Below are 20,333 nucleotides of genomic sequence, written 5' to 3'. Positions count from 1 at the left end.
GCTTCGGACATCCAGTGGTCAGCGCGCCGGGACACTCTCCGGCGTCGTCGTGAGGGACTTGAGGGCGCGCTGCATGGGGCGACCGTAGCAAGGCGGTGCGCGGGCGGGCGATCGGTTTTCCCGCGGGGCCGCCGCCGCGCCCTCCGGCCACCCGCCCGCACCAACCGGCGTAACCCGGACGGCCCGCCGCGCTGGTCGGCCCCCGGCCGTGGTGGTGCCGTGAGAGGAGGCACCCGCGCAGATCCCCGCCCACCAGGAGGCAGCCCGATGACCCGCCGTACCCTGCTCGCCTGCGCTTTCTCCGTCACCGGGCTGCTCCTCACCACCAGCGCCTGCGCCACCCTCGGCCTGGAGCATCCACCGACCGCCCGGCCGGCCCTCCCCACCGTCCAGAAGTCGTCGTCGGGCACGTCCACCGCCTCCGCCGCCACCGTCCTCACCGCCGAGCAGGCACAGGCCGCCCTGATCACCGTCACCGACCTCGGCGCGCCCTGGACCCCGACGCGCGGCGCGGCCACCTGGCGGGACGGCCTGCTCAAGGCCACCACCCCGACCGCGGAATGCCAGAAGTTCCTCGACCGCCTGTACACCGACGAGCCGCTCGGCGGACCCGCCCGCGCGGTCGTCGCGCTCGACGACCCCGACAGCGAGGCCCAGTTGCGCTACCAGCTCACCGACCGCCGCCCCGACCAGGCGGACCGTGCGCTGGCCTGGCTGGGGACACTGCCGCAGAAGTGCGCGCGGTTCACGGCGAAGGCGCCGGACGGCACCGTGCTGGACGTGACGGTCACCGACCTGCCCCTGCCGGAGGTCGGTGACGTCCGGCAGGGGCTGCGGGTCACGCTGACCGACTGGGACACCGACGGCGAACCGTTCGCCCTCTCCCTCGACGTGGCCGCCGTCCGCGCCGGGCAGGACACCTTCGCCCTCACCAACGGCAGCGTGAACGACGTACCGAACGAGGCCACGCAGGCGGCGGTGCAGCTGGGGGTGCAGCGGCTGACGGAGGTCAGGAAGCAGGGGCGGGTGCAGGTGTGAACCCCGCGCTCCTGCTCGCCTGCGGCGATCAGGGGAGGCGATCCGGGGCGATCGGGGCGTCCGTCCCGTCGCCCCCCTTCGTCAGTCGGGGTCGAAGCGGGTCGAGCGGGCGACCACGTCGTGGGCCATGTCGAGCACCGTGCGGCCCTCGGCGAAGGCGTGGGCCCGCAGGAGGGCGAGGGCCTCGTCGGAGGCGACGCCCCGCTGGGCCATGACCATGCCGACGGCCTGGTACACCTCGTCGTGGTCGGTGGCCAGCGGGCTCAGCCAGAGGCCGTCGCCGAGCCGGCCGGCCTCCTCCCCGCGCGGCAGCGCCATCAGGGCCACCGTCAGGACGTCGGCCACGAAACGCGCCGTGCGGATGTCGTCGGCGGCCAGCTCGCCGGGGACGTCCCGGTAGAGGTCGAGGGTGCCCACGCACACCGATCGGTCGCCCAGCGGCAGCGCGTACACCGCGCCCACCCCGGCGGCCGCCGCCTGCTGCGCGAACACCGGCCAGCGGGAGGCGTCCCGGCCGGCCGTCAGGTCGCAGGCGAAGACGGGCGCACCGGTCTCCGCGGCCCGCAGACAGGGCCCGTCACCCAGCGTGGCCTGGACCTCCATCAGATGCGCGGCCCGCTCACTGCTCGCGCTCAGCGGTACGGGCATCCCGTCACCCCGCAGCGACACGCTCGCCCCGCTCACCGGCAGCAGCCGCACCGCCGCCGCACACAGCCGCTCCGGCACCTCACCGGGCTCGGCGTCCCGCATCTCCTGGGCGATCACGTCGGTGATCCGCTCCCGGTTCCGATCGCGCACGCCGACCACCTCCGCGTACGCCTGCCGCACAGACACTGCCCGTCGTCCGGCCGGGTACCCCCAGCCCGCCGGGAAAACCGGTGCCGCTACGCCTTCTCGTACGGATCCGCCGGCTGCTTCACGCGGGTGACCGTCGCCGCGTCGAGGACCGGCGGCCAGGCGTCGTCGGAGCCCAGGGCGCCCTTCGGGTGCCAGGTGCCGGTGACGGTGATCCAGGTGTCGGTGGGCAGCGCGTCCGCGTCACGGACCTCGATCTTGCCGACGGTGGCGTCGGCGGCGCAGCAGGCGACGGCGAGACGGGTGACGTACCAGGTGCCGTCGTCCCCGTGGGTGACGAAGCCGGTCAGCCGGACGGTGCGCCCCTTCAGGGAGCGGCCGCTGTCGTAGATCGCCCGTGAGCTGAACTCCGCGACGGTGAGCCCCACCGGGTCCCCGCCCGGGAGCGCCGGGAAGGTGCCCATCCCCTGCGCGGCCCGCCGGGCGGCCTCCCGGTCGGCGCTGTAGGAACCGAGGGCGGGCGGCGGGAAGAGGAGCAGGGCGAGGGCGGGGAGGGCGAGCAGCCAGGCGAGGCGGGATCCGGCGGGGTGGTGCGCGTGGCCGTGACCGGGATCGGGATCGGGATCGTGTGACGGTTCCTCGTGCTCGTCATCGTCCTTGACGACGTCCTTGACCTCTTCGCCGTCCTCGCCGCCCTTGACCTCTTCGCCGTCCTGGCCGTCCTCGCCGTCGTCCGGCGTACGGCCGCGCAGGACCGCCGCCGCCGCTCCGAGCAGCACCAGTGCCACCCCGGAGACGATCAGGTACGGCCGTAGCCCCGCCTGCACGTACCGCAGGTACAGCTCGCTGAAGAGCGTGACGCGCAGCACCGCCCCTCCGGTCAGCAGGAGCAGCACCGCCGGTCCGAACCGCCTCACAGCAGCCACCACCCCACGAGCACACTGGCCGTCACGGCCACCACCCAGGTCACGGACGCGAACCGCACCGCGAAGGCGCGGCCGAAGGTACCCGCCTGCAGGGCGACCAGTTTCAGGTCGACCATCGGGCCGACCACCATGAACGCCAGCCGCGCGGTCGCCGGGAAGGCACTCAGGGAGGCGGCGACGAAGGCGTCGGCCTCGCTGCACACGCACAGCACGACCGCCAGCAGGGCCAGCAGCGCCACCGACACCCAGGGCGAGCCGGTGAACACGTCGAGCACGGAGCGCGGGACGACGATGTTGAAGGTCGCCGCGGCCGCCGCGCCCAGCACGAGGAAGCCGCCGGCGTGCAGGAAGTCGTGCTGGAGGCCGACGAGGAAGGCGCGGGCGCCGGTGGCGTGCGGGGCCGGGCGGCGCGGCGGGCGCAGCCACTTCTCCTTCCCGAACCTCGCCCACAGCCAGCCCATGACCACGGCGGTGCCGAGCGAGGCGAGGAGGCGGGCGAGGACCATCTCCGGCCGGCCCGGGAAGGCGATCGAGGTGGCGACGAGCACCACCGGGTTGATCGCGGGCGCCGAGAGCAGGAAGGCGAGGGCCGCCGCCGGGGCCACCCCGCGCCGCATCAGGCTCCCGGCCACCGGCACGGACGCGCACTCGCAGCCGGGCAGCACCGCCCCGGCCACCCCCGCGACCGGCACGGCCAGCGCGGGAGTGCGCGGCAGCAGCCGCTTGAGCACCCGCTCCGGCACGAACGCGCCGATCGCCGCCGAGACGACCGTACCGAGGAGCAGGAACGGCACCCCCTGGACGGCGATGGCCGTGAAGACCGTCCACCAGGCGGCCACCGGCGGGGTGTACAGGTCGAGCGCGAGCGTCGGGCCCAGCACGGCCACGACGGTCGCGACGGCGATCAGCGCCGTGCCGCCGAGGACGGCGTACACGAACGCGCGCACGACGACCCACAGCCCGTCGGCCACAGTGCGTTGGTTCTGCACGCCGGGATTACCGCCCTCGTCCGTCCGTACCGTCCGTCGGTGTCGCGGGCACGCTAGTGAGGGCGCCTGTGGGCCGCCCAGGATTCGCCCGAGAGCGACCTGTGACGAGTGACCTGGGACGGTGACCTGGGACGGGACGGGTCCGCTACAGGGCCGGCGGGTACAGGGGCGGCTGGGCGGGTGCGGGACCCAGGGTGGTGGTGCCGGGGGCCGTACGGTGGCCGAGTCCCGTCCGGTAGGCGTCGAGGGCGGCCTCCACCCGGCCCGTGCGCCGCAGCAGGTCCCCGAGGAGCCGGCACAGGTCGGCGAGGTCACCGACGGCGCCCGCGCGTTCGAGGAGGCTCAGGGCGCGGACGTAGTGCTCCTCGGCGGCCTCCGTGTCGCGGGCGTCCTCGGCGATGATGCCGAGCAGCCGGTGCGCCCCGGCGGAGTGCACGGCCCCGCGCTCGGGGGAGAGGTCCCCGAGCACGTCGTGCAGCAGTGCGGCCGCCTCCCGCGACTCGCCCCTGCGGTGCAGTACGTCGGCCAGCTCGACGGCGACCTGACTGCTGTAGAGGGCGGCCCGCTGCGCGGAGAGCATGGCCTGGGCCTGCCGCAACTCGGCCTCGGCCCGCTCCAGTTGGCCGTTCTGGGCGTAGACGTAGCCGCGCATCCAGTGGCAGTTGGCGAGTTCGGTGCGGAGCTGGAGCTGACGGTAGAGCTCGGCGGCCTTGGCGAGGGAGGCGTCGGCCTCGGCGAGGCGGCCCTCGGCGAGGAGGGTGCGGGCGACGGAGCGGTGCATGTGCGCCACGAGGGCGGGGTCGCCGACCTGGGGGGCGAGGGCGAGGGCGAACTCGGCGGCCTGGGCGGCGCGGGCGTGGGCGCCCATGTCCATGTAGGGGCCGATGACGGAGGCGTAGAGCAGCAGGAGGGCGTCGGGGTCGTGCAGTCCGCCCCGGTTCAGTTCGTCGAGGGTGGACTCCAGCAGGTAGACGGCGTACCGGAGTTCACCGGCGAGGTAGTGGGCGACGGCGCGGCCGCGCAGGGCGGGGACGCGGGTGGGCAGGGACGCGTCGGCCAGGCATCCCTCGGCGCGTTCGAAGTGCTCCCGGGCCGTCTCCAGGTCGCCGGTGGAGATCGCGCACTCCCCGAGCCCGAGCAGCGCGGTGGCGCGTTCCTCCTCCAGCCCGTGCTGCTCGGCCTCCGCCAGCAGGCGGGCGTACTGGGCGGCCGCGTCCTGGGCCTCCCCGGTGGCGAGGGCCCGCTGGGCCTCGGTGAGGCGCAGTCTGAGGTCGGTGACGAGACGGGCCGAGCGCCCGGTGGCCAGCTCCTCAAAGTCCACGCCGAGCCGCTCGGCGATGTGCTTGAGCGCCTCGTCGGAGGGGCGCACGCGGCCCGCCTCCAGCGTCGAGATGTAGGCGGGGGTGTAGGTCGGTTCGGCCAGATGCCGCTGGGTCAGCCCGCGTTCGACGCGCAGGCGCTGCACCCGGCGCCCGATGACCTCGGGTTCGTCCCGCACACCCACGCCCCGACTCCCCCCGACTGCCGTTCGGCCCCTTGCCGTCAGGCTCGCACAGCCCCTAGGTTAAACGGCGTATTAACCATGCTTAATACATGGTTGACGCCACCCCCCGTGGCAGAACTCGCTTTTTGACCGCCAGACACACCCCCTGCCCGCCAGACACCCCCTGCCCGCCAGACACCCTCCCGCCCGCCGGGCGTCGTCCTCCCTCCCCCCGGGCACTCGTCGCCCGCCCTTCGCCCTCCGCCCGCCGTAGTCGCCGACGCTGCGAGGTTGCCGTGCCCGGACGCACCACCGCACCCCACGGACGTTCTTCCAGCCGGTACGCCAGAGCCCTCGCCGCGGCCGTCGTCGCCACCGCGGCACTCGTCACCGCGGCCAACGCGGTCCCGGCCCACGCGACCGACCCCCGCCCGACGCCGGCCGTGTCGGAGGGCCGGGTCCGGGGCGGCTAGGGATACGGGGCAGCCAGGGATACGGGGCGGCCAGCGGGACTGACCCGCGGGGTTTCCCGCCGCGGGTGAGGGGCGGCCGGCCGGGCGGCTCAGTCCTGGGTCTGGAGCTGGCGCAGTTGACGGCGGACGTGGTCCAGGGCGCCCTGACGGCGGCCGGGGACGCGGGTGCGGAGGTCGGCCAGGGCGGGGCCGAGGTCGCGGGCGCGGGTCCGGTCCGTTATGCGGCCCCACTGGTGGTGCGCCCGGTCCACGGCCGCCTCCACTGCGGGCGCGTCGACCGGCTGCCCGGCGGTCAGCCGCGCCGCCGCGACGGCCATCCAGGTACGGCAGCTGCGTTCCGCGTCGCCCGCGAACATCGCCAGGTCGGCCCGCACCTCCGTCCAGTGCAACGCCTGCTGCGACCCCGGCCCGTGCGCGGCCGCGGCGGCCTGCTCCCAGCGGGCGGCCAGGGCGTCGGCGTCGGCGTGGTTGCCGGACTGGACGGCGGTGGTGATGGCGGCGTGCGGGTCGTCGGCCTCCTCGACGGAGGCGGGTGGGCGCGGCGCGTCCCGGGGTGCCGTGACCGGGGGAGCCTGCGGGCGGGGTCCGGCCCCGGCCGGGACGGGGGCCTGGGGCCGATGGCCCTCCGGGACGGGGACGGGGACAGACACGGGGACGGTGGCGGCCGGAACGGCGACGGGGGAGAACCCCTGGGCGGGGGCGAACCCGGCACCGACACCGACACCCGTCCCGGACAGCACCAGGTCCCCGACCTCCCCCTCGCCGGCGATCCGGGCCAGCGCCGTCTGGTGCAGTTGCTCCACGGGCGGACGGCCGCCGCTCCGCAACACCGTCGCGACGGCCTTCATGTACGTGGGCGCGGCCACCTTCCGCCGCCCGGCCGGTGGCGCCACACGGCCGTGCACGGCGACCCCGGGCCCGCAGTCCAGGGCACGCCCCCGCAGCCACTCCCACGTCTCCGCGTCCGCGTGCAGATCGAGCAGCAGCGTCGTCGACCCGGCCTGCCGCAGCCGCAGTTCCTCCCGGAACCAGTGCCAGGGGAAGGCCGTGTACCGGACGGTCGCCGGCGTCGTACGGGCCAGCGCCAGGTGGGGCAGCCGCTGACGGCGGTCGAGCTGGAGCTGACCGGTGACGAACACGGTCAGCGGCCCGGGCGCGGTCGCGGCGGCCCGCAGCCGGGTGAGGACGGCCTGCGGCTCCAGCGGATCGGCGAGTTCGACGACGTTCGCGGTGTCGGTACCGGCCAGCACGGAGGGCGGTACGGCCGCGAGCACGGGAAGTACGGAGGCCGCGTCCACCAGGCACCCCTTGCCCACGGGTGAGGCCGCGAGCAGCAGCACGGTTCCGGGCATCGTCCCTCCCCCTGTCGATCACGTACGTCAGCACCGTAACCGCTGCTGCTGCAAAGGTGGACCTCAGGACTGCAAACGTCCCCGTTCGGGGCCTTCGTGGGCATCCGCCCCCTCCCGCCGCACCGCGAAGATCGTCGTGTCGTCGGCGAGACGACCGCCGCAGTGGGCCAGGGTGCGGTCCCGGACGTGGGCGACCAGGCGGGCGGGCTCGGCGGTCCGGGGGTCGTGGGCGAGGGCCTCGGTGAGGTCGTCGGCGAGCGGATAGAAGGCGCCGGCGCGGTCGCGGGCCTCGGTGACCCCGTCGGTGACCAGCAGCAGCGTCTCGTCGGGGGCGAGGAAGGCGCGCCGGACGGGCGGGGGGCCTTCGGCGGCGGGGTCACCGAGGCCGGCGGCGAGGTCGCCGAGGCCGAGGGGGAGGCCGTCGCCGTGCGGCAGGGGCCGTACGCCCGCCGGACCGACCGCCAGCGGCGGCTCATGACCGAAGCCGACGACGTCCACCACGTCCCGCTCCTCCTGCGGGAAGCCGATCAGCACGGCCGTGGCGAACCGGTCCCCGTCGTCGCGCCCGAGGGCCACGGTGTGCAGCCGGTGCCGTCGCATCCGGGTCTCCAGCCGGGCGGCGACGGTCGTGAGGTCCGGCTCGTGGTAGGCGGCCTCACGGAACGTGCCGAGCAGCGCGGCCGCCGCCTCCACCGCGCCCAGCCCCTTGCCCTGCACGTCGCCGAGGAGGACGCGGGTGCCGTGCGGGCCGGGCTGGATGTCGTAGAAGTCGCCGCCCATGCGGGCGTCGGCGTCGGCGGCCAGGTACACCGCCGCGTGGTCGAGGCCGCCCCAGCCGGGCGGCAGCGGGCGCAGCACGGTACGGCGGGTGGTCTCGGCGATGTGCCGCATGTGCAGCATCCGCCGTTCGGAGCGCACCCGCACGTCGGCCGCGAGGACGGAGAGGACCCCGCCGACGAGGACGAGGACGAAGTCGGCGGGCCCCGCCCGGTACTGGTACGGCCACGCCGCGTCCGCCCCGACGTACGTGACGAGCGCGAGGACCGCGAAGAGGGCCGTCGTCCACACCCCGCACAGGGCGGCGGCGATGGCGGCGACGAACACGCACCAGGAGACGATCCGGAACTCACCCGTGGTGTTGAAGTCGACCACGACGATGACGACCAGCGTCACCAGCGGCACCAGCCAGGTGACACTGCGACCGCGGACCTGGAGCAGCTGGTGGCGTTGCAGGCCGTCCCGGCGCCGGACCCGCGAAGAGCGGTCGAACAGCCCCTGGTCCCGCTTCACGAGGTGCCCCGCCGCGTGAGGGCCCCGCCGCACGAGGTGCCCCGCCGCGTGAGGGCCCCGCCGCACGAGGGGCCCCGCCGCATGAGGCCGCTTCATGAGGTCAGCGAAACACGGGAGGGGGCCGGCCGCATCCGGGCACGCGGCCCGTCGCGCCCGGCGCGGGACGGGTGGACCGCGAAGGCGGCCCGTCGCCGTCCACCCGTTGCGGGACGGGTGGACCGCGACGGGTGGACGGCATCGGCGTCGACCGGGTGCCGTGCGGGTCCGACGACTTGCCACCGCCCCCGCCCAGGTGTGCCCTGGAAAGCGGGGACGAGGAGAGGAAGGAGCGCTCTCATGGCTCAAGCGGCACCGACACCGGGCATGCTGCCCCGTGCCACGACACCGCCGCCCGATGTCTTCGGCGAGCGGACCCACCGGATCGCGAAGTGGGCGGTGCCCGTCGTCATCGGGCTCGTCTACGGCTACTGGGCCGCCGCCAACCAGCGCAGCGGCGGACCCATCACCGGCTGGAACATCCTGTTCGGCTTCGTGACCGCGCTCGTGTTCATCGCGCTGTACGTCGCCGTACGCGCCCTGGCCCCGCGGCTCGAGCGCGAAGGGCACGCCCTGCTGTGGTCGGCGTTCGCCGGCTGCGCGTTCGGTTTCCTGATCAACCAGACCGGGGCGAGCGTGCTGTACTCCACCGGCATCGCGCTGGTGATCGCGGCGGGCTTCTTCGCGGTGCTGTTCTACCGCTACTACACGCACGAGGACGCGGAAGGCCGTCCCGTCCGCTGACGGCCGCGCGCATCCGTGGACCCCGGCGGTTCCCCGCCGGGGCCCACGTTTCCCTCATCCCTCCACTCACCGCGCGAGCGGGATCCGATCCCACCCGCCCGACGAGGTTCCGGAAGTCCTGTTGTCCCCACCTCCATGAGACACCCGTTCGGGTGAACCCTCCACCGGAGCACACGCTCCCCTGTCGCCCCAACGGTCCCGGTGGCCACCCCACCGGGTCCCGATCGCCACCCCAGCGGGTGCCGGCCTCCACCCCACCGGGTCCCGGCCGCCGCCCCACCGGGTGCCGTCGCCACCCGACCGGCGGCTCCCCGCTGGCGCACCCTCCCCCGCACCCCGTTGCCTGGATACGTGTCACGACGCCTGCGGACCGCCCTCTCGGCCGTCCTCATCGCCCTCGCCTGCCTCCTGCTGCCCTTCGGCACGCTGGCGGCCTGGGCCGCGTACGGCCTGACGGACACCGGCCGCTACGTCACCACGATGGCTCCCCTCGCCTCCGACCCGGCCGTACGGGACGAGGTCGTGGACACGGTGGCCGACGGCCTCCTGCGCGAGGCGGCGTCCGACCGGCGCCGCCCCCTCCACCCCGAGGTCACGCCCTTCGTGCACGACGCCGTGCGCTCCTTCACCCACACCGCGGCCTACCGCAGGGCGTGGGACGCGGGCAACGAGGAGGCGCACAAGGCCGTCATGACGGCGCTGCACGCCGACCGGGGCGGCGGGGTCACCGTCGACCTGGCGCCGGTGGCCACCCGCCTCAAGCACCAACTCGCCGCCGACCACGTGCCGTTCGCGGACAAGGTCCCGGTCACGCACACCCGCGTCGCCCTCCTCCCGGCCGGCGAGCTCGCCGCGCTCCGGAAGGGCTACCACGTGCTGGACATCGCCGGGTTCTGGCTCCCGCTCGCGGCGGTCGCCCTCGCCGTCACGGGCATCGGCGTGGCCGTCGGCCGGCGCCGGGCCCTCGCCGCGACCGCGCTCGGCACGGCCCTCGGCGGCGCCTGCCTCGCGCTGGCGGTGGCGATCGGCCGCCGCCTCACCCTGGCGGACCTCGCCGACCAGAGCCACCGGCCGGCCGCGGCCGCCATCTACGACGCGCTCACGGCGACGCTGCGTACGGCGTCCTGGCTGCTGGTGGGGGTGGGGCTGACGGTGGCGGGCGGGGTGTGGGCCGGCCGACGGGTGCGCTGCGCCGGCCTTCGACCGGCCTTGACCCACCCACCCGCCCGAAACACCCGGACGAGAAACGGAGCTCGCCCCGCGGCCCCGCCCCGCACCCCCGCGGGCCGCCCGCCCCGGCGTCCTCACCGCTCCGCACCCGACTGGGGCTCCGCCCCCGTCCTCAGCCGGCACCGCCCCCCTCCCGCGCCACCCCCGCCAGCACCCCCAGCGCCCGGACCAGTTCCCCCTCCTCCGCCGACGCGAGGCCCAGTCTGACCGCGTTCGGGGTGCGGTGGGGGTCGACGGTGAAGGTGGGGCCGGGGGTGACGGCGATGCCGTGGGCGGCGGCCGCGGCGGTGAAGGTGTCGGCGCGCCAGGGGGCGGGCAGCTGCCACCAGGCGAAGTAGGCGTGCGGGGCGGTCCGTACGGCGAACCCGTGCAGGTGGGTGGCGAGCAGCCGTTGCCGGCGGGCCGCGTCCGCGCGTTTGGCCGCCACCAGCCGCGCGACCGTCCCGTCCCCGGTCCACCGCACCGCGGCCTCCAGCGCGAACCGCCCCGCGCTCCACCCCCCGGACCGCACCGCGCCGGCCACCGCCTCGACGCGGTGCGGCGGGACGGCGAGGAAGCCGACGGTCAGTCCCGGCGCGACCCGCTTGGACAGGCCGTCGACGACATGCGTGAGCTCGGGAGCGTGGGCGGCCAGCGGAACGGCGTCCGGCCGGAGGAAGGACCAGATGCGGTCCTCGACGACGGGCAGGCCGAGGTCGGCCACCGCGCGGCCGAGGTCGGCCAGACGCCGTTCGCTCGTGGTCAGCGAGGTCGGGTTGTGCAGGGCGGGCTGGAGGTAGAGGGCGGAGAGGGGAGCGGCGCGGTGGGCGGCGGCGAGGGCGTCCGGCCGTACCCCCTCGTCGTCACCGGCGATCGGCACCAGCACGATGCCCAGCCGGGCGGCGATCTCCTTGACCAGCGGATACGTCAGTTCCTCCACGCCGGCCCGGCCGCCCGGCCGGACCAGGGAGGCGAGCGCGGCGGCGATGGCCTGGCGGGCGTTGCCCGTGAAGAGGAGCTGTCCGGGCCGGGGACGCCAGCCGGGGAGGGCGAGCAGGTCCGCCGCTGCCTCGCGGGCGGCGGCGGTGCCGCCGGCGGCGGCCGGCCGCAGGGCCTCGCCCAGCACGTCGGGCCGCAGCAGCGGCGCGAGGGCGGGCGCGAGGAGGTCGGACTGTCCGGGCGCGGAGGGGTAGTTGAGCTCCAGGTTGACCGGCGCGGCCGTCGCCATCTCGACGAGGGCCCGCCCCTGCCCGACGGCCGGCGCGGCCCGTACGAAGGTGCCGCGTCCGACCTCGCCCACCACCAGCCCGCGCCGTACGAGTTCGCCGTACACCCGGCCGGCCGTCGAGGCGGCGATCCGGTGACGCCGGGCGAACCGGCGCTGCGGAGGCAGCTGCTGACCGGGGGCGAGCCGTCCGGCGGCGATGTCGGCGGCGATGCGGTCGGCGATACGCCGGTAGTCGTCCACGGTTCCCCCTGGCATTGCACCGAGGGCAAAGATCTTATTGCACCGAGGAGTTGGCCGCCCCTAGGGTCGACGCCATGGCACCCTTCCTCGCATACGAGGACAAAGGCGCTGATTCCTCCCCAGGAAACCGCGTCCCCTTGGTCCTCGTCCACGGCCACCCCTTCGACCACACGATGTGGACCCCTCAGCTGGCGGCCTTCGCCCCCACCCGCCGCGTCGTCGCCCCCGACCTGCGCGGCTACGGCGCCTCACCCGTCACCCCCGGCATCACCCCCCTCGCCCGCTTCGCCCAGGACATCGAGGAGCTCCTCGACGACCTGAAGGTGGACGCCTTCGTGCTGGCCGGGCTGTCGATGGGCGGCCAGATCGCGATGGAGTGCTACGCCCGCTTCGGCGACCGCGTCCGCGGCCTGGTCCTCGCCGACACCTTCCCGTCCCCCGAGACGCCCGCCGGCCGGACCGCCCGCAACGCGATGGCCGACCGTCTGCTGCGGGAGGGCATGCGCGGCTACGCCGACGAGGTCCTGGACAAGATGGTCGCCCCCTACGCGGCCCCCGACGTCAAGGCCCACGTCCACCGCATGATGACGACCGCACCCCCCGAGGGCGCCGCCGCGGCCCTCCGTGGTCGCGCCGAACGCCCCGACTACCGCCCCCTGCTGACCCGCGTCACCGCCCCCACCCTGATCGTCGTCGGCGCCGACGACGAGTTCACCCCGGTCTCCGACGCGCGGGCCATGCACGCCCTGGTGCCGGACTCCGTCCTGAAGGTGATCGACGGATGCGCGCACATGCCCAACCTGGAGCGGGCCGGGGAGTTCAACGAGGTGCTGGGCGACTTCCTGAGCCGCGTCGACACACACGCCGCCGGGTGACCCGCCCGGCCCGCCCGCCCCGCCGCCGGTATTCCCTTCGCCGTGCCGCCGGCCGCCCGGCTACCGTCACAGCCCATGCGTACGACCACCACCCTCTGGCGCCCCACCGGCCCCGAGGAGCTCGCCCTCGTCGAGGCCTCCGGGTGGACGGCCTGGCCGCCGCGGCTGCCCGAGCAGCCGATCTTCTACCCGGTGCTGAACGAGGACTACGCGATCCGGATCGCCCGTGACTGGAACGTCCCCGCGTCCGGCGCCGGATACGTCACCCGGTTCGAGGTCGACAGCGACTTCCTCGCCCGGTATCCGGTGCGGCAGGCCGGGGGAGAGACCATCCTGGAGCTCTGGGTACCGGCGGAGGAGCTGGATGAGTTCAACGCGCACATCGTCGGACGCATCGAGGTCGTCCGGGAGTTCCGCTGACGTGTCCGGCGGGCGGGGGTGGGTACGGCCGGCCGGCGGCTGGTGCGCGGGACTGCTGTTCGCCGGGGTGAGCGTGGTCGTGGGGTGCCGGGCGGGTGACACCGACGCCTTCACCCCCGTACCGCAGCTGCTCGCCTTCCTGCCGTGGCTGCTCGTGCCGACCGGGCTGGGGCTGCTGCTGTGCCTGCTCGCCCGGTGGTGGCCCGGGCTGCTGTGGGGGACCGTCCTGCTCGGGCTGCTCGCCTGGTTCGTCGAGCCGTACGGCGCGACCGGCCGGCCCGAGGGGGCGGCGGTCGCGCGGGTGCGGGTGCTGACCTCGAACGTCGAGTTCGGGTGGGCGACGGACGCGCTGATCACCGCCGTGCGCCGGGAGAAACCCGACCTCGTCTTCGTCGAGGAGTGCGAGTACGGCTGCCAGGCGGCGGTCACCCGCGAACTCGGGGAGCGCTATCCGCACCGGCGGGCCGTGGAGGGGGGCACCTCCGTCGGGTCGGTCATCCTCAGCCGCTTCCCGCTCACGCCCACCGCCGGCGTCCCCGGCCGCATGGGCATGCCCGGTGCCGTCGCCGACGTCGACGGGCACGCCGTACGGCTCCAGCTCGCGCACCCCATGCCGCCGCTGCCCCGCCAGGTCGCCCTGTGGAAGCGGGAGCTGGGCCGGCTGCGGGACTTCGCCGGCGCCCACCGCGACGACGGGCCCCTCATCCTCGCCGGCGACTTCAACGCCTCCCAGGACCACGCCGCCTTCCGCGGCATCCTCGACACCGGGCTGTACGACGCCGCCCGCCTCGCCGGAGCACACCGCGAGCCCACCTGGCCCAGCCGGACGACCCCCGCCTTCGGCGCCCAGATCGACCACGTCCTCGTCTCCGGGGAGTTCTCCGCGCGCCGCGCCCGCTTCCTCCGCCTTCCCCGCACCGACCACCGCTCGCTGCTCGTGGACCTCACCCTGCACCGGCCACGATGACGGCGGCCCGGTCCGTGTCGAGGCGTCGAGGCGTCGAGCACGGATCCGGGCCGTCGTCCGGAAAGAGAGAAAGGAGTCCGGACGTGTGGGCTAGACGCCGATGTCCTCGCCGTCCTTGCGCCAGACGGCCACGACCGCCGGACGGACGATCTTCCCGGGCCCGTCGGGCCAGGTGCTCGCCGGCTTCTCCACCGACGCCCCGTCGAGCTCACCCGGGTGCTGCACGGCGACGAGCACCCGCCGCTCCTGGATGATCGGGCCGCAGGTCTCGGCGCCGTTCGGGACGGTCAGGAACTGCTTCAGCTCGCCGCGCCGCGCACCGCGCGTGGCGACACCGAAGAGACCGTCGTGCGAGCCGAGCTGCGCCCCGTCCGTGGAGATCCACAGGTTGCCGTACGGGTCGAAGGCCACGTTGTCCGGGCAGGAGATCGGGCTGACCGAGTCCTTCGGGAAACCGGCGAAGTACGTCGCCGGGTCCTGCGGGTCACCGGCGACGAGGAACAGCGACCAGGCGAACCTCGTGGCCTCCGGACGGTTCCAGCGCTCGGTCAGCTCCAGGACGTGCCCGTGCTTGTTGGCGTGGCGCGGGTTGGCCTCGTCGGCCTTGGCGTTCGTCCCGACACCGCGGTTGGAGTTGTTGGTGAGGGCGACGTACACCTTGCCGGTGACCGGGTTCGGCTCGATGTCCTCGGGCCGGTCCATCTTCGTCGCGCCGACCTTGTCACCGGCGAGCCGCGTGAAGACGAACACCTCATCGGCGGTCATGCCCTCGACGTGCGAGACGGCGCCCTTCGCGGTGGCCGTCGCCAGCGGGATCCACTCGCCGCTGCCGTCGAACTCGCCGTCGCCCGGCAGCTTGCCCGTGCCGTCGATCTCGATGGCCGGGGAGTCACCGGTGAGCTTGGCGACGTAGAGGGTCCCCTCGTCGAGCAGCGAGAGGTTGTGCTCCCGCACGGCCCTGCCGCTGCCGTGCCTCATCCGCTTGCTGCTGACGAACTTGTAGAAGTAGTCGAAGCGCTCGTCGTCACCGGAGTAGACGACGGGACGGCCGTCGGCGGTGAGCCGGACGGTCGCGGCCTCGTGCTTGAACCGCCCGAGCGCGGTGTGCTTGCGGGGCGTGGACGCCGGGTCGTACGGATCGAACTCGACGACGTAACCGAACCGGTGCACCTCGTTCGGCTCCTGGGCGACGTCGAACCGCTTGTCGAAGCGTTCCCACTTGCGCTCGGTGGCCCCGGTGCCGACGCCGTACCGCTTGTCCGTGGCCCGGCCGCTGTTGGCGAAGTACTGGTTGAAGTTCTCCTCGCCGTGGAGGGTGGTGCCCCACGGGGTGGTGCCGCCGGAGCAGTTGTTGAGCGTGCCGAGCACCTTGGTGCCGGTCGGGTCGGCGGAGGTCTTCAGCAGATCGGAGCCGGCGGCGGGGCCGGTGATCCGGAACTCGGTGGTGGCGGTGACCCGCCGGTTCAGCGGGTGGCGCGGCACGGCGACGAGCCTGCCGGTCTTCCGGTCCCCCTCCACCACGACGGCGGACAGCCCGTGCGCGGCCCAGGCGATCTCGACCTGCTCCCGGGTCGGGTTCGCGGCGTCGTAGCCGCGGAACATCAGCACCTCGTCGGTGTACTCGTGGTTGGCGACGAGCAGCTGCCGGTTCCGCTCCCCCGGCAGGGGCAGCAGCGCGAGGAAGTCATTGTTGTAGCCGAACTGGCCCGCCTGGGCGGCCGGGGTCTGGTTCTCCGGGTCGAAGGCCGGCGCACCCCGCAGGATGGGCTCGCCCCAGCGGATGACGACGTTCTGGGTGTAGCCGTCCGGGACGACGACGGCGTCGGTCGTGTTCGGCGCGACGCTGCTGTACCGCAGCCCACGTGCCGCACTGCCCGGTTTCGCCGGTTTCCCGTACGCGGCGGACGCCGCGTCCGCCGCGGACGCCTGCGGGGTCGCCGCCCCGGCCGGACGCGCCCCGGCGACGCCCGCCGCACCGGCGGCGCCCGCGACGGTGACGACGGCGGCGGCGCGCATCATCGAGCGGCGGCTGAGGGCCCCCGCGATGACGTCACCGACGTACTCGTTGTCGCTGGTGTTGGGCACCTCGTGGAAGCAGGCGTCACCACACCGGAAACGACAGGTCATGGCGGATCGTCCGCCCGGATGTGACTGGTTCGGCGTTCCGATCAGCGGCAGCAGCTTGCGCACCTTTAATCTCCCCTTGCGTGCCCGTGGGTGTGAGCGTGACGGTAGGGGTACGTATGTGCGGACGCGCTGACGCTGAGTGAACGGCGAGTGAATCCCCGGCAGCCACAAGGGGGTTGAGGCGGGGGTGCGTCGGCAGGCGGCGGGCCGCCGAGGCGGTGTTGACACACGTGTCTTCCGCCCACTCACCCCTCCCCAAGATCACCACTCGGGGCCGCTAACCTTACGTGTCCGTCCTGGCCAGGGATTCACGGGCATCAACTCACTCGAAGGGTTGCGCACATGGGCATTCTCACTCTCCTGCGGAACGCATTCGGCCGCTCACGCAAGACGCGCACGGCCGAGGCAGAGGGTGCGGAGCGGGTTCCTTCGCAGGGAGCGCCTTCGCAGGCCGCGCCTACGCCGGCGGCGGAGACGGACCGGCCGACGACGACCGAGCCGACCGGGCCGACCGAGCCGGCCACCCCGGAACCCACGGCCCAGGTGCCCGAGCCCCGCTCGGCGACCGACGAGGAACACGAACTGGTCGCGGCGGCCTTCGACAACGTGACGGTCCCGAAGCCGACCCGCTCCGAGGACTCCGAGGACCACTCGGAGAGCCAGGCGCAGGAGGCGGCACCGGCCGCGGAGGCGGTGGCCGAGGAGCCCGTGGCGGAGAAGGCGACGGCCGAGGAGCCGACGCCGGTGGCCGAGGAGCCGGTGGCGGAGGAGCCGGTGGCCGAGGAGCCGGTCGAGGAGGCCACCCCCGAGGCCGAGGCCGAGACGAAGCCCGCCGCCGAGGAAGCGTCGCCGGAGGCTGAGCCGGAGCCCGCCGCCGAGGAGCCCGCCCAGGACACCGAGACCGAGACCGAGCCGGTCGCGGAGGACGCGGCGCCGGTCGCCGAGGAGGCCACCCCCGAGGCCGAGCCCGAGGCGAAGCCCGCCGCCGAGGAAGCATCGCCGGAGGCTGAGCCGGAGCCCGCCGCCGAGGACGTCACCCCGGAACCGGAGGCCGACACCGAGCCCGCCGCCGAAGAGGCCACCCCGGTAGCCGAGGCGGCTGCCGAGCCGGAGGCCGAACCCGTCGCCGAGGAGTCGACCCCGGACGCCGAGGAGTCGACCCCGGTCGCGGAGGAGGCCACCCCGCAGGCCGAGGCGGAGGCGAAGCCCGTCGCCGAGGAAGCGGCCCCCGAGCCCGAGGCCGAACCCGTCGCCGAGGAGTCGACCCCGGACGTCGAGCCCGCCCCGGCGAGCGAGTCCGCGCAGACGGACGAGCCCGAACAGACGGACGAGTCCGTGCCCGCGGACGAGCCCGCGCAGACGGACGAGCCCGCGCCCGACCTGGAGTCCGAGCCGGTCGCAACCGCCGAGGAGCCCGTCGAGGAGCCCGTGGCGGAGCCGCAGCCCGAGCCGACGGCTGAGACGCCCGCCGAGGCGGAGCCGCAGGCCGATACCGACGCCGAAGAGCCCGCCGACGCTGACGAGCCCGCCGCCGACGAAAAGCCCGCCCCCGTCGAAAAGCCCGCCGTCGGCGTCCGCGTCCCCGCCCACCTCGCCACCGCCTACCGGGCAGCCGACGCCACCCTGGACAAGCTCGACCTTTCCGGCGCACGAGCCGACGTCTACCTCGTCCTCGACCGCTCCGCGTCCATGCGCCCGTACTACAAGGACGGCTCCGCGCAGGCCCTGGCCGACCAGACCCTCGCCCTCGCCGCGCACCTCGCCCCCGAGGGCGCCGAGCCCACGGTCCACGTCGTCTTCTTCTCCACGGAGCTCGACGGCACCGCCGACCTCACGCTCGCCGACCCGGAGAACAGGATCGACGACCTCCACGCCGGACTCGGCCGCATGGGCCGTACCAGCTACCACGCCGCCGTGGAGGCCGTCGTGGCCCACCACGAGAAGCACGGGAAGGCGGCGGACCCCCAGGTTCCCGCTCTCGTCGTCTTCCAGACGGACGGCGCCCCCGACGCGAAGACGCCCGCAACCCAGGCGCTCACCGACGCCGCGAAGAACCACCCCACCGTGTTCTTCTCGTTCGTCGCCTTCGGTGAGCACGACAACAAGGCCTTCGACTACCTCCGCAAGCTGAAGACCGACAACACGTCCTTCTTCCACGCGGGCCCCACCCCCCGGGAGCTCACGGACCAGGAACTCTACGAGGGCGTCCTGGCGACCTGGCGCCGGTGACCGCCGGTGACCGCCGGTCACCGCAACGAAGATCACCCGGGCCGCCCCTTCCCACCCCTCAAAACGGGAAGCGGGCGGCCCACCCATGTCGGCTACGATTTCAAGGTTCGCAAAACGACCGACCTGGGAGCAGCCCGCGATGGCTCGACACCTCATCACCAGCGCCCTTCCGTACATCAACGGAATCAAGCACCTGGGCAACATGGTGGGGTCCATGCTCCCGGCGGACGTGTACTCCCGGTACCTCCGCCAGCGCGGCCACGACGTCCTCTACATCTGCGCGACGGACGAGCACGGCACCCCCGCCGAGCTGGCCGCGAAGGAGCAGGGTCTCCCGGTCGACGTGTTCTGCGCGCAGGCCCACGACGCCCAGAAGGCGGTCTACGACGGCTTCGCGCTCGCCTTCGACTACTTCGGCCGCAGCTCCAGCCCGCAGAACGTCGAGATCACCCAGCACTTCGCCCGCCGCCTCAACGAGAACGGGTTCATCGAGGAGCGGGCGATCCGCCAGGTGTACTCGCCCACCGACGGCCGCTTCCTCCCGGACCGCTACGTGGAGGGCACCTGCCCCCACTGCGGCTACGACAAGGCCCGCGGCGACCAGTGCGAGAACTGCACCCGCGTCCTGGACCCGACCGACCTGATCAACCCCCGCTCGGCGATCTCCGGCTCCACCGACCTGGAGGTCCGCGAGACCAAGCACCTCTTCCTCCTGCAGTCCAAGCTCCAGCACGAGGTCGAGGAGTGGGTCTCGCGCCACGAGGCCGACTGGCCGCAGCTGGCCTCCTCCATCGCCCGCAAGTGGCTGAACGAGGGCCTGCACGACCGCGCGATCACCCGTGACCTCGACTGGGGCGTCCCGGTCCCGGCCGACACCTGGCCGGAGCTGGCGGCCGAGGGCAAGGTCTTCTACGTCTGGTTCGACGCCCCGATCGAGTACATCGGCGCGACGAAGGAGTGGGCGGACCAGGACCCGGAGAACCGGGACTGGAAGTCCTGGTGGTTCGAGGCGGACGACACCGTCCGCTACACCGAGTTCATGGCGAAGGACAACGTCCCGTTCCACACGGTGATGTTCCCGGCCACCGAGCTGGGCGTACGCGAGCCGTGGAAGAAGGTCGACTACGTCAAGGCCTTCAACTGGCTGACGTACTACGGAGGCAAGTTCTCCACGTCCCAGAAGCGCGGTGTCTTCACCGACCAGGCGCTCGACGTCCTCCCGGCCGACTACTGGCGCTACTTCCTGATCGCCAACGCGCCCGAGTCGGACGACTCGTCCTTCACCTGGGAGCACTTCACGGCCACGGTGAACAAGGACCTCGCCGACACCCTCGGCAACTTCGTCAACCGAGTCCTGTCGTTCTCGAAGAAGCGCTTCGGCGAGGAGGTCCCGGCGGGCAGCGCCGCCGGTGAGGCGGAGGCGAAGCTCGGGGAGCAGATCGCCGAGCTGCTGGCCGAGTACGAGGGCCACATGGAGACCCTCCAGTTCCGCAAGGCGGCCGCCGCCCTGCGCGCCCTGTGGTCCGCGGGCAACTCCTACCTGGAGGAGAAGGCCCCCTGGCTGGAGATCAAGACCGACAAGGACGGCGCGGCGCTCACCCTCCGCACGGCGATGAACCTGATCCACCTCTACGCGGTGGTGTCGGAGCCCTTCATCCCGACGACGGCGCAGACCATGCGCGAGGCGTTCTCGCTGGAGAACGACACGGCGACCTGGGTCACCGCCGATGAGGCGAAGGCCCTCACCTCCGTCCCCGCCGGCACCCCCTTCACCGTCCCGCCGGTCCTCTTCGCCAAGCTGACGGACGAGGACCTGGCGGCCTACAAGGAGCGCTTCGGCGGCGAGCCGGCGTAGGGGCCCCGAGGTGACGGCCCGGGAAGCCTTGGGGCTTCCCGGGCCGTCTCCCTTGCG

At 74.0% G+C, this 20,333-nt stretch carries 17 protein-coding genes; 9 read left to right on the top strand and 8 right to left on the bottom strand.

The window, feature by feature from the left end; all coding sequences use genetic code 11:
• Nucleotides 1-267 precede the first annotated feature (267 nt).
• Entirely contained in the window at nucleotides 268-1,038 is a 771-nt protein-coding gene (locus ACIBBD_RS08065; protein WP_399418451.1) for a hypothetical protein, read from the top strand.
• Nucleotides 1,039-1,119: 81 nt separating this feature from the next.
• Here the strand turns inward: ACIBBD_RS08065 and ACIBBD_RS08060 are convergent, their stop codons facing one another.
• From ACIBBD_RS08060 to ACIBBD_RS08045, 4 genes are all read right to left on the bottom strand, one after another.
• A complete protein-coding gene (locus ACIBBD_RS08060; RefSeq protein ID WP_399418673.1) occupies nucleotides 1,120-1,788 on the bottom strand; it encodes a GAF and ANTAR domain-containing protein in 669 nt (222 codons plus the stop codon).
• 134 nt (nucleotides 1,789-1,922) lie between these two features.
• Nucleotides 1,923-2,750, bottom strand: a complete 828-nt coding sequence (locus ACIBBD_RS08055) for a TIGR03943 family putative permease subunit (protein ID WP_399418450.1) — start codon at nucleotides 2,748-2,750, stop codon at nucleotides 1,923-1,925.
• On the bottom strand, nucleotides 2,747-3,748 hold the full coding sequence (locus tag ACIBBD_RS08050) for a permease (RefSeq protein WP_399418449.1): 1,002 nt from the start codon (nucleotides 3,746-3,748) through the stop codon (nucleotides 2,747-2,749). The genes ACIBBD_RS08055 and ACIBBD_RS08050 overlap by 4 nt, the downstream gene beginning before the upstream one ends.
• A gap of 145 nt (nucleotides 3,749-3,893) precedes the next feature.
• On the bottom strand, nucleotides 3,894-5,252 hold the full coding sequence (locus ACIBBD_RS08045) for a tetratricopeptide repeat protein (protein ID WP_399418448.1): 1,359 nt from the start codon (nucleotides 5,250-5,252) through the stop codon (nucleotides 3,894-3,896).
• 275 nt (nucleotides 5,253-5,527) lie between these two features.
• Here ACIBBD_RS08045 and ACIBBD_RS08040 point away from each other — a divergent pair, with 275 nt between their 5' ends.
• On the top strand, nucleotides 5,528-5,704 hold the full coding sequence (locus ACIBBD_RS08040) for a hypothetical protein (protein ID WP_399418447.1): 177 nt from the start codon (nucleotides 5,528-5,530) through the stop codon (nucleotides 5,702-5,704).
• An 89-nt stretch (nucleotides 5,705-5,793) separates the two neighbouring features.
• Here the strand turns inward: ACIBBD_RS08040 and ACIBBD_RS08035 are convergent, their stop codons facing one another.
• The gene (locus ACIBBD_RS08035) at nucleotides 5,794-7,056 is read right to left on the bottom strand and encodes a hypothetical protein (protein WP_399418446.1); all 1,263 of its coding nucleotides are present in this window, start codon (nucleotides 7,054-7,056) and stop codon (nucleotides 5,794-5,796) included.
• A gap of 63 nt (nucleotides 7,057-7,119) precedes the next feature.
• Nucleotides 7,120-8,346 (bottom strand): PP2C family protein-serine/threonine phosphatase, encoded by a 1,227-nt coding sequence (locus ACIBBD_RS08030; protein WP_399418445.1) that lies wholly within the window; start codon nucleotides 8,344-8,346, stop codon nucleotides 7,120-7,122.
• A gap of 336 nt (nucleotides 8,347-8,682) precedes the next feature.
• On the opposite strand from ACIBBD_RS08030, the gene ACIBBD_RS08025 reads away from it, so the two are divergent.
• Entirely contained in the window at nucleotides 8,683-9,126 is a 444-nt protein-coding gene (locus ACIBBD_RS08025) for a hypothetical protein (RefSeq protein ID WP_399418444.1), read from the top strand.
• Between the two features lie 351 nt (nucleotides 9,127-9,477).
• Nucleotides 9,478-10,563: a hypothetical protein gene (locus ACIBBD_RS08020; RefSeq protein WP_399418443.1), complete on the top strand. Its 1,086-nt coding sequence runs from the start codon at nucleotides 9,478-9,480 to the stop codon at nucleotides 10,561-10,563.
• Here the strand turns inward: ACIBBD_RS08020 and ACIBBD_RS08015 are convergent.
• On the bottom strand, nucleotides 10,469-11,803 hold the full coding sequence (locus ACIBBD_RS08015; RefSeq protein WP_399418672.1) for an aminotransferase class I/II-fold pyridoxal phosphate-dependent enzyme: 1,335 nt from the start codon (nucleotides 11,801-11,803) through the stop codon (nucleotides 10,469-10,471). The two genes, ACIBBD_RS08020 and ACIBBD_RS08015, sit on opposite strands and share 95 nt — an antisense overlap.
• Nucleotides 11,804-11,877: 74 nt before the next feature.
• On the opposite strand from ACIBBD_RS08015, the gene ACIBBD_RS08010 reads away from it, so the two are divergent.
• The 3 genes from ACIBBD_RS08010 (at nucleotide 11,878) to ACIBBD_RS08000 (ending at nucleotide 14,065) form a co-directional block, all read left to right on the top strand.
• Entirely contained in the window at nucleotides 11,878-12,678 is an 801-nt protein-coding gene (locus tag ACIBBD_RS08010) for an alpha/beta fold hydrolase (protein WP_399418442.1), read from the top strand.
• A 75-nt stretch (nucleotides 12,679-12,753) separates the two neighbouring features.
• Complete coding sequence (locus tag ACIBBD_RS08005; protein ID WP_399418441.1) at nucleotides 12,754-13,098, top strand: hypothetical protein; 345 nt, start codon at nucleotides 12,754-12,756, stop codon at nucleotides 13,096-13,098.
• Nucleotides 13,043-14,065 carry an endonuclease/exonuclease/phosphatase family protein gene (locus ACIBBD_RS08000; protein WP_399418440.1) on the top strand — a complete coding sequence of 341 codons (1,023 nt, stop codon included), beginning with the start codon at nucleotides 13,043-13,045 and terminating at the stop codon, nucleotides 14,063-14,065. The genes ACIBBD_RS08005 and ACIBBD_RS08000 overlap by 56 nt, the downstream gene beginning before the upstream one ends.
• A 90-nt stretch (nucleotides 14,066-14,155) precedes the next feature.
• Here ACIBBD_RS08000 and ACIBBD_RS07995 read toward each other — a convergent pair whose 3' ends face one another.
• Entirely contained in the window at nucleotides 14,156-16,255 is a 2,100-nt protein-coding gene (locus ACIBBD_RS07995; RefSeq protein WP_399418439.1) for a PhoX family protein, read from the bottom strand.
• Between the two features lie 279 nt (nucleotides 16,256-16,534).
• On the opposite strand from ACIBBD_RS07995, the gene ACIBBD_RS07990 reads away from it, so the two are divergent.
• Both ACIBBD_RS07990 and metG read left to right on the top strand, forming a co-directional pair.
• Nucleotides 16,535-18,421: a VWA domain-containing protein gene (locus ACIBBD_RS07990; RefSeq protein WP_399418438.1), complete on the top strand. Its 1,887-nt coding sequence runs from the start codon at nucleotides 16,535-16,537 to the stop codon at nucleotides 18,419-18,421.
• Between the two features lie 139 nt (nucleotides 18,422-18,560).
• Complete coding sequence (gene metG, locus ACIBBD_RS07985) at nucleotides 18,561-20,276, top strand: methionine--tRNA ligase (protein ID WP_399418437.1); 1,716 nt, start codon at nucleotides 18,561-18,563, stop codon at nucleotides 20,274-20,276.
• The last annotated feature ends 57 nt before the right edge of the window (nucleotides 20,277-20,333 follow it).

This window comes from Streptomyces sp. NPDC051315, from assembly GCF_044455165.1.
In the GTDB taxonomy this organism is placed as follows: Bacteria; Actinomycetota; Actinomycetes; order Streptomycetales; family Streptomycetaceae; genus Streptomyces.
This window is presented reverse-complemented; position numbering and strand designations above follow the sequence as displayed.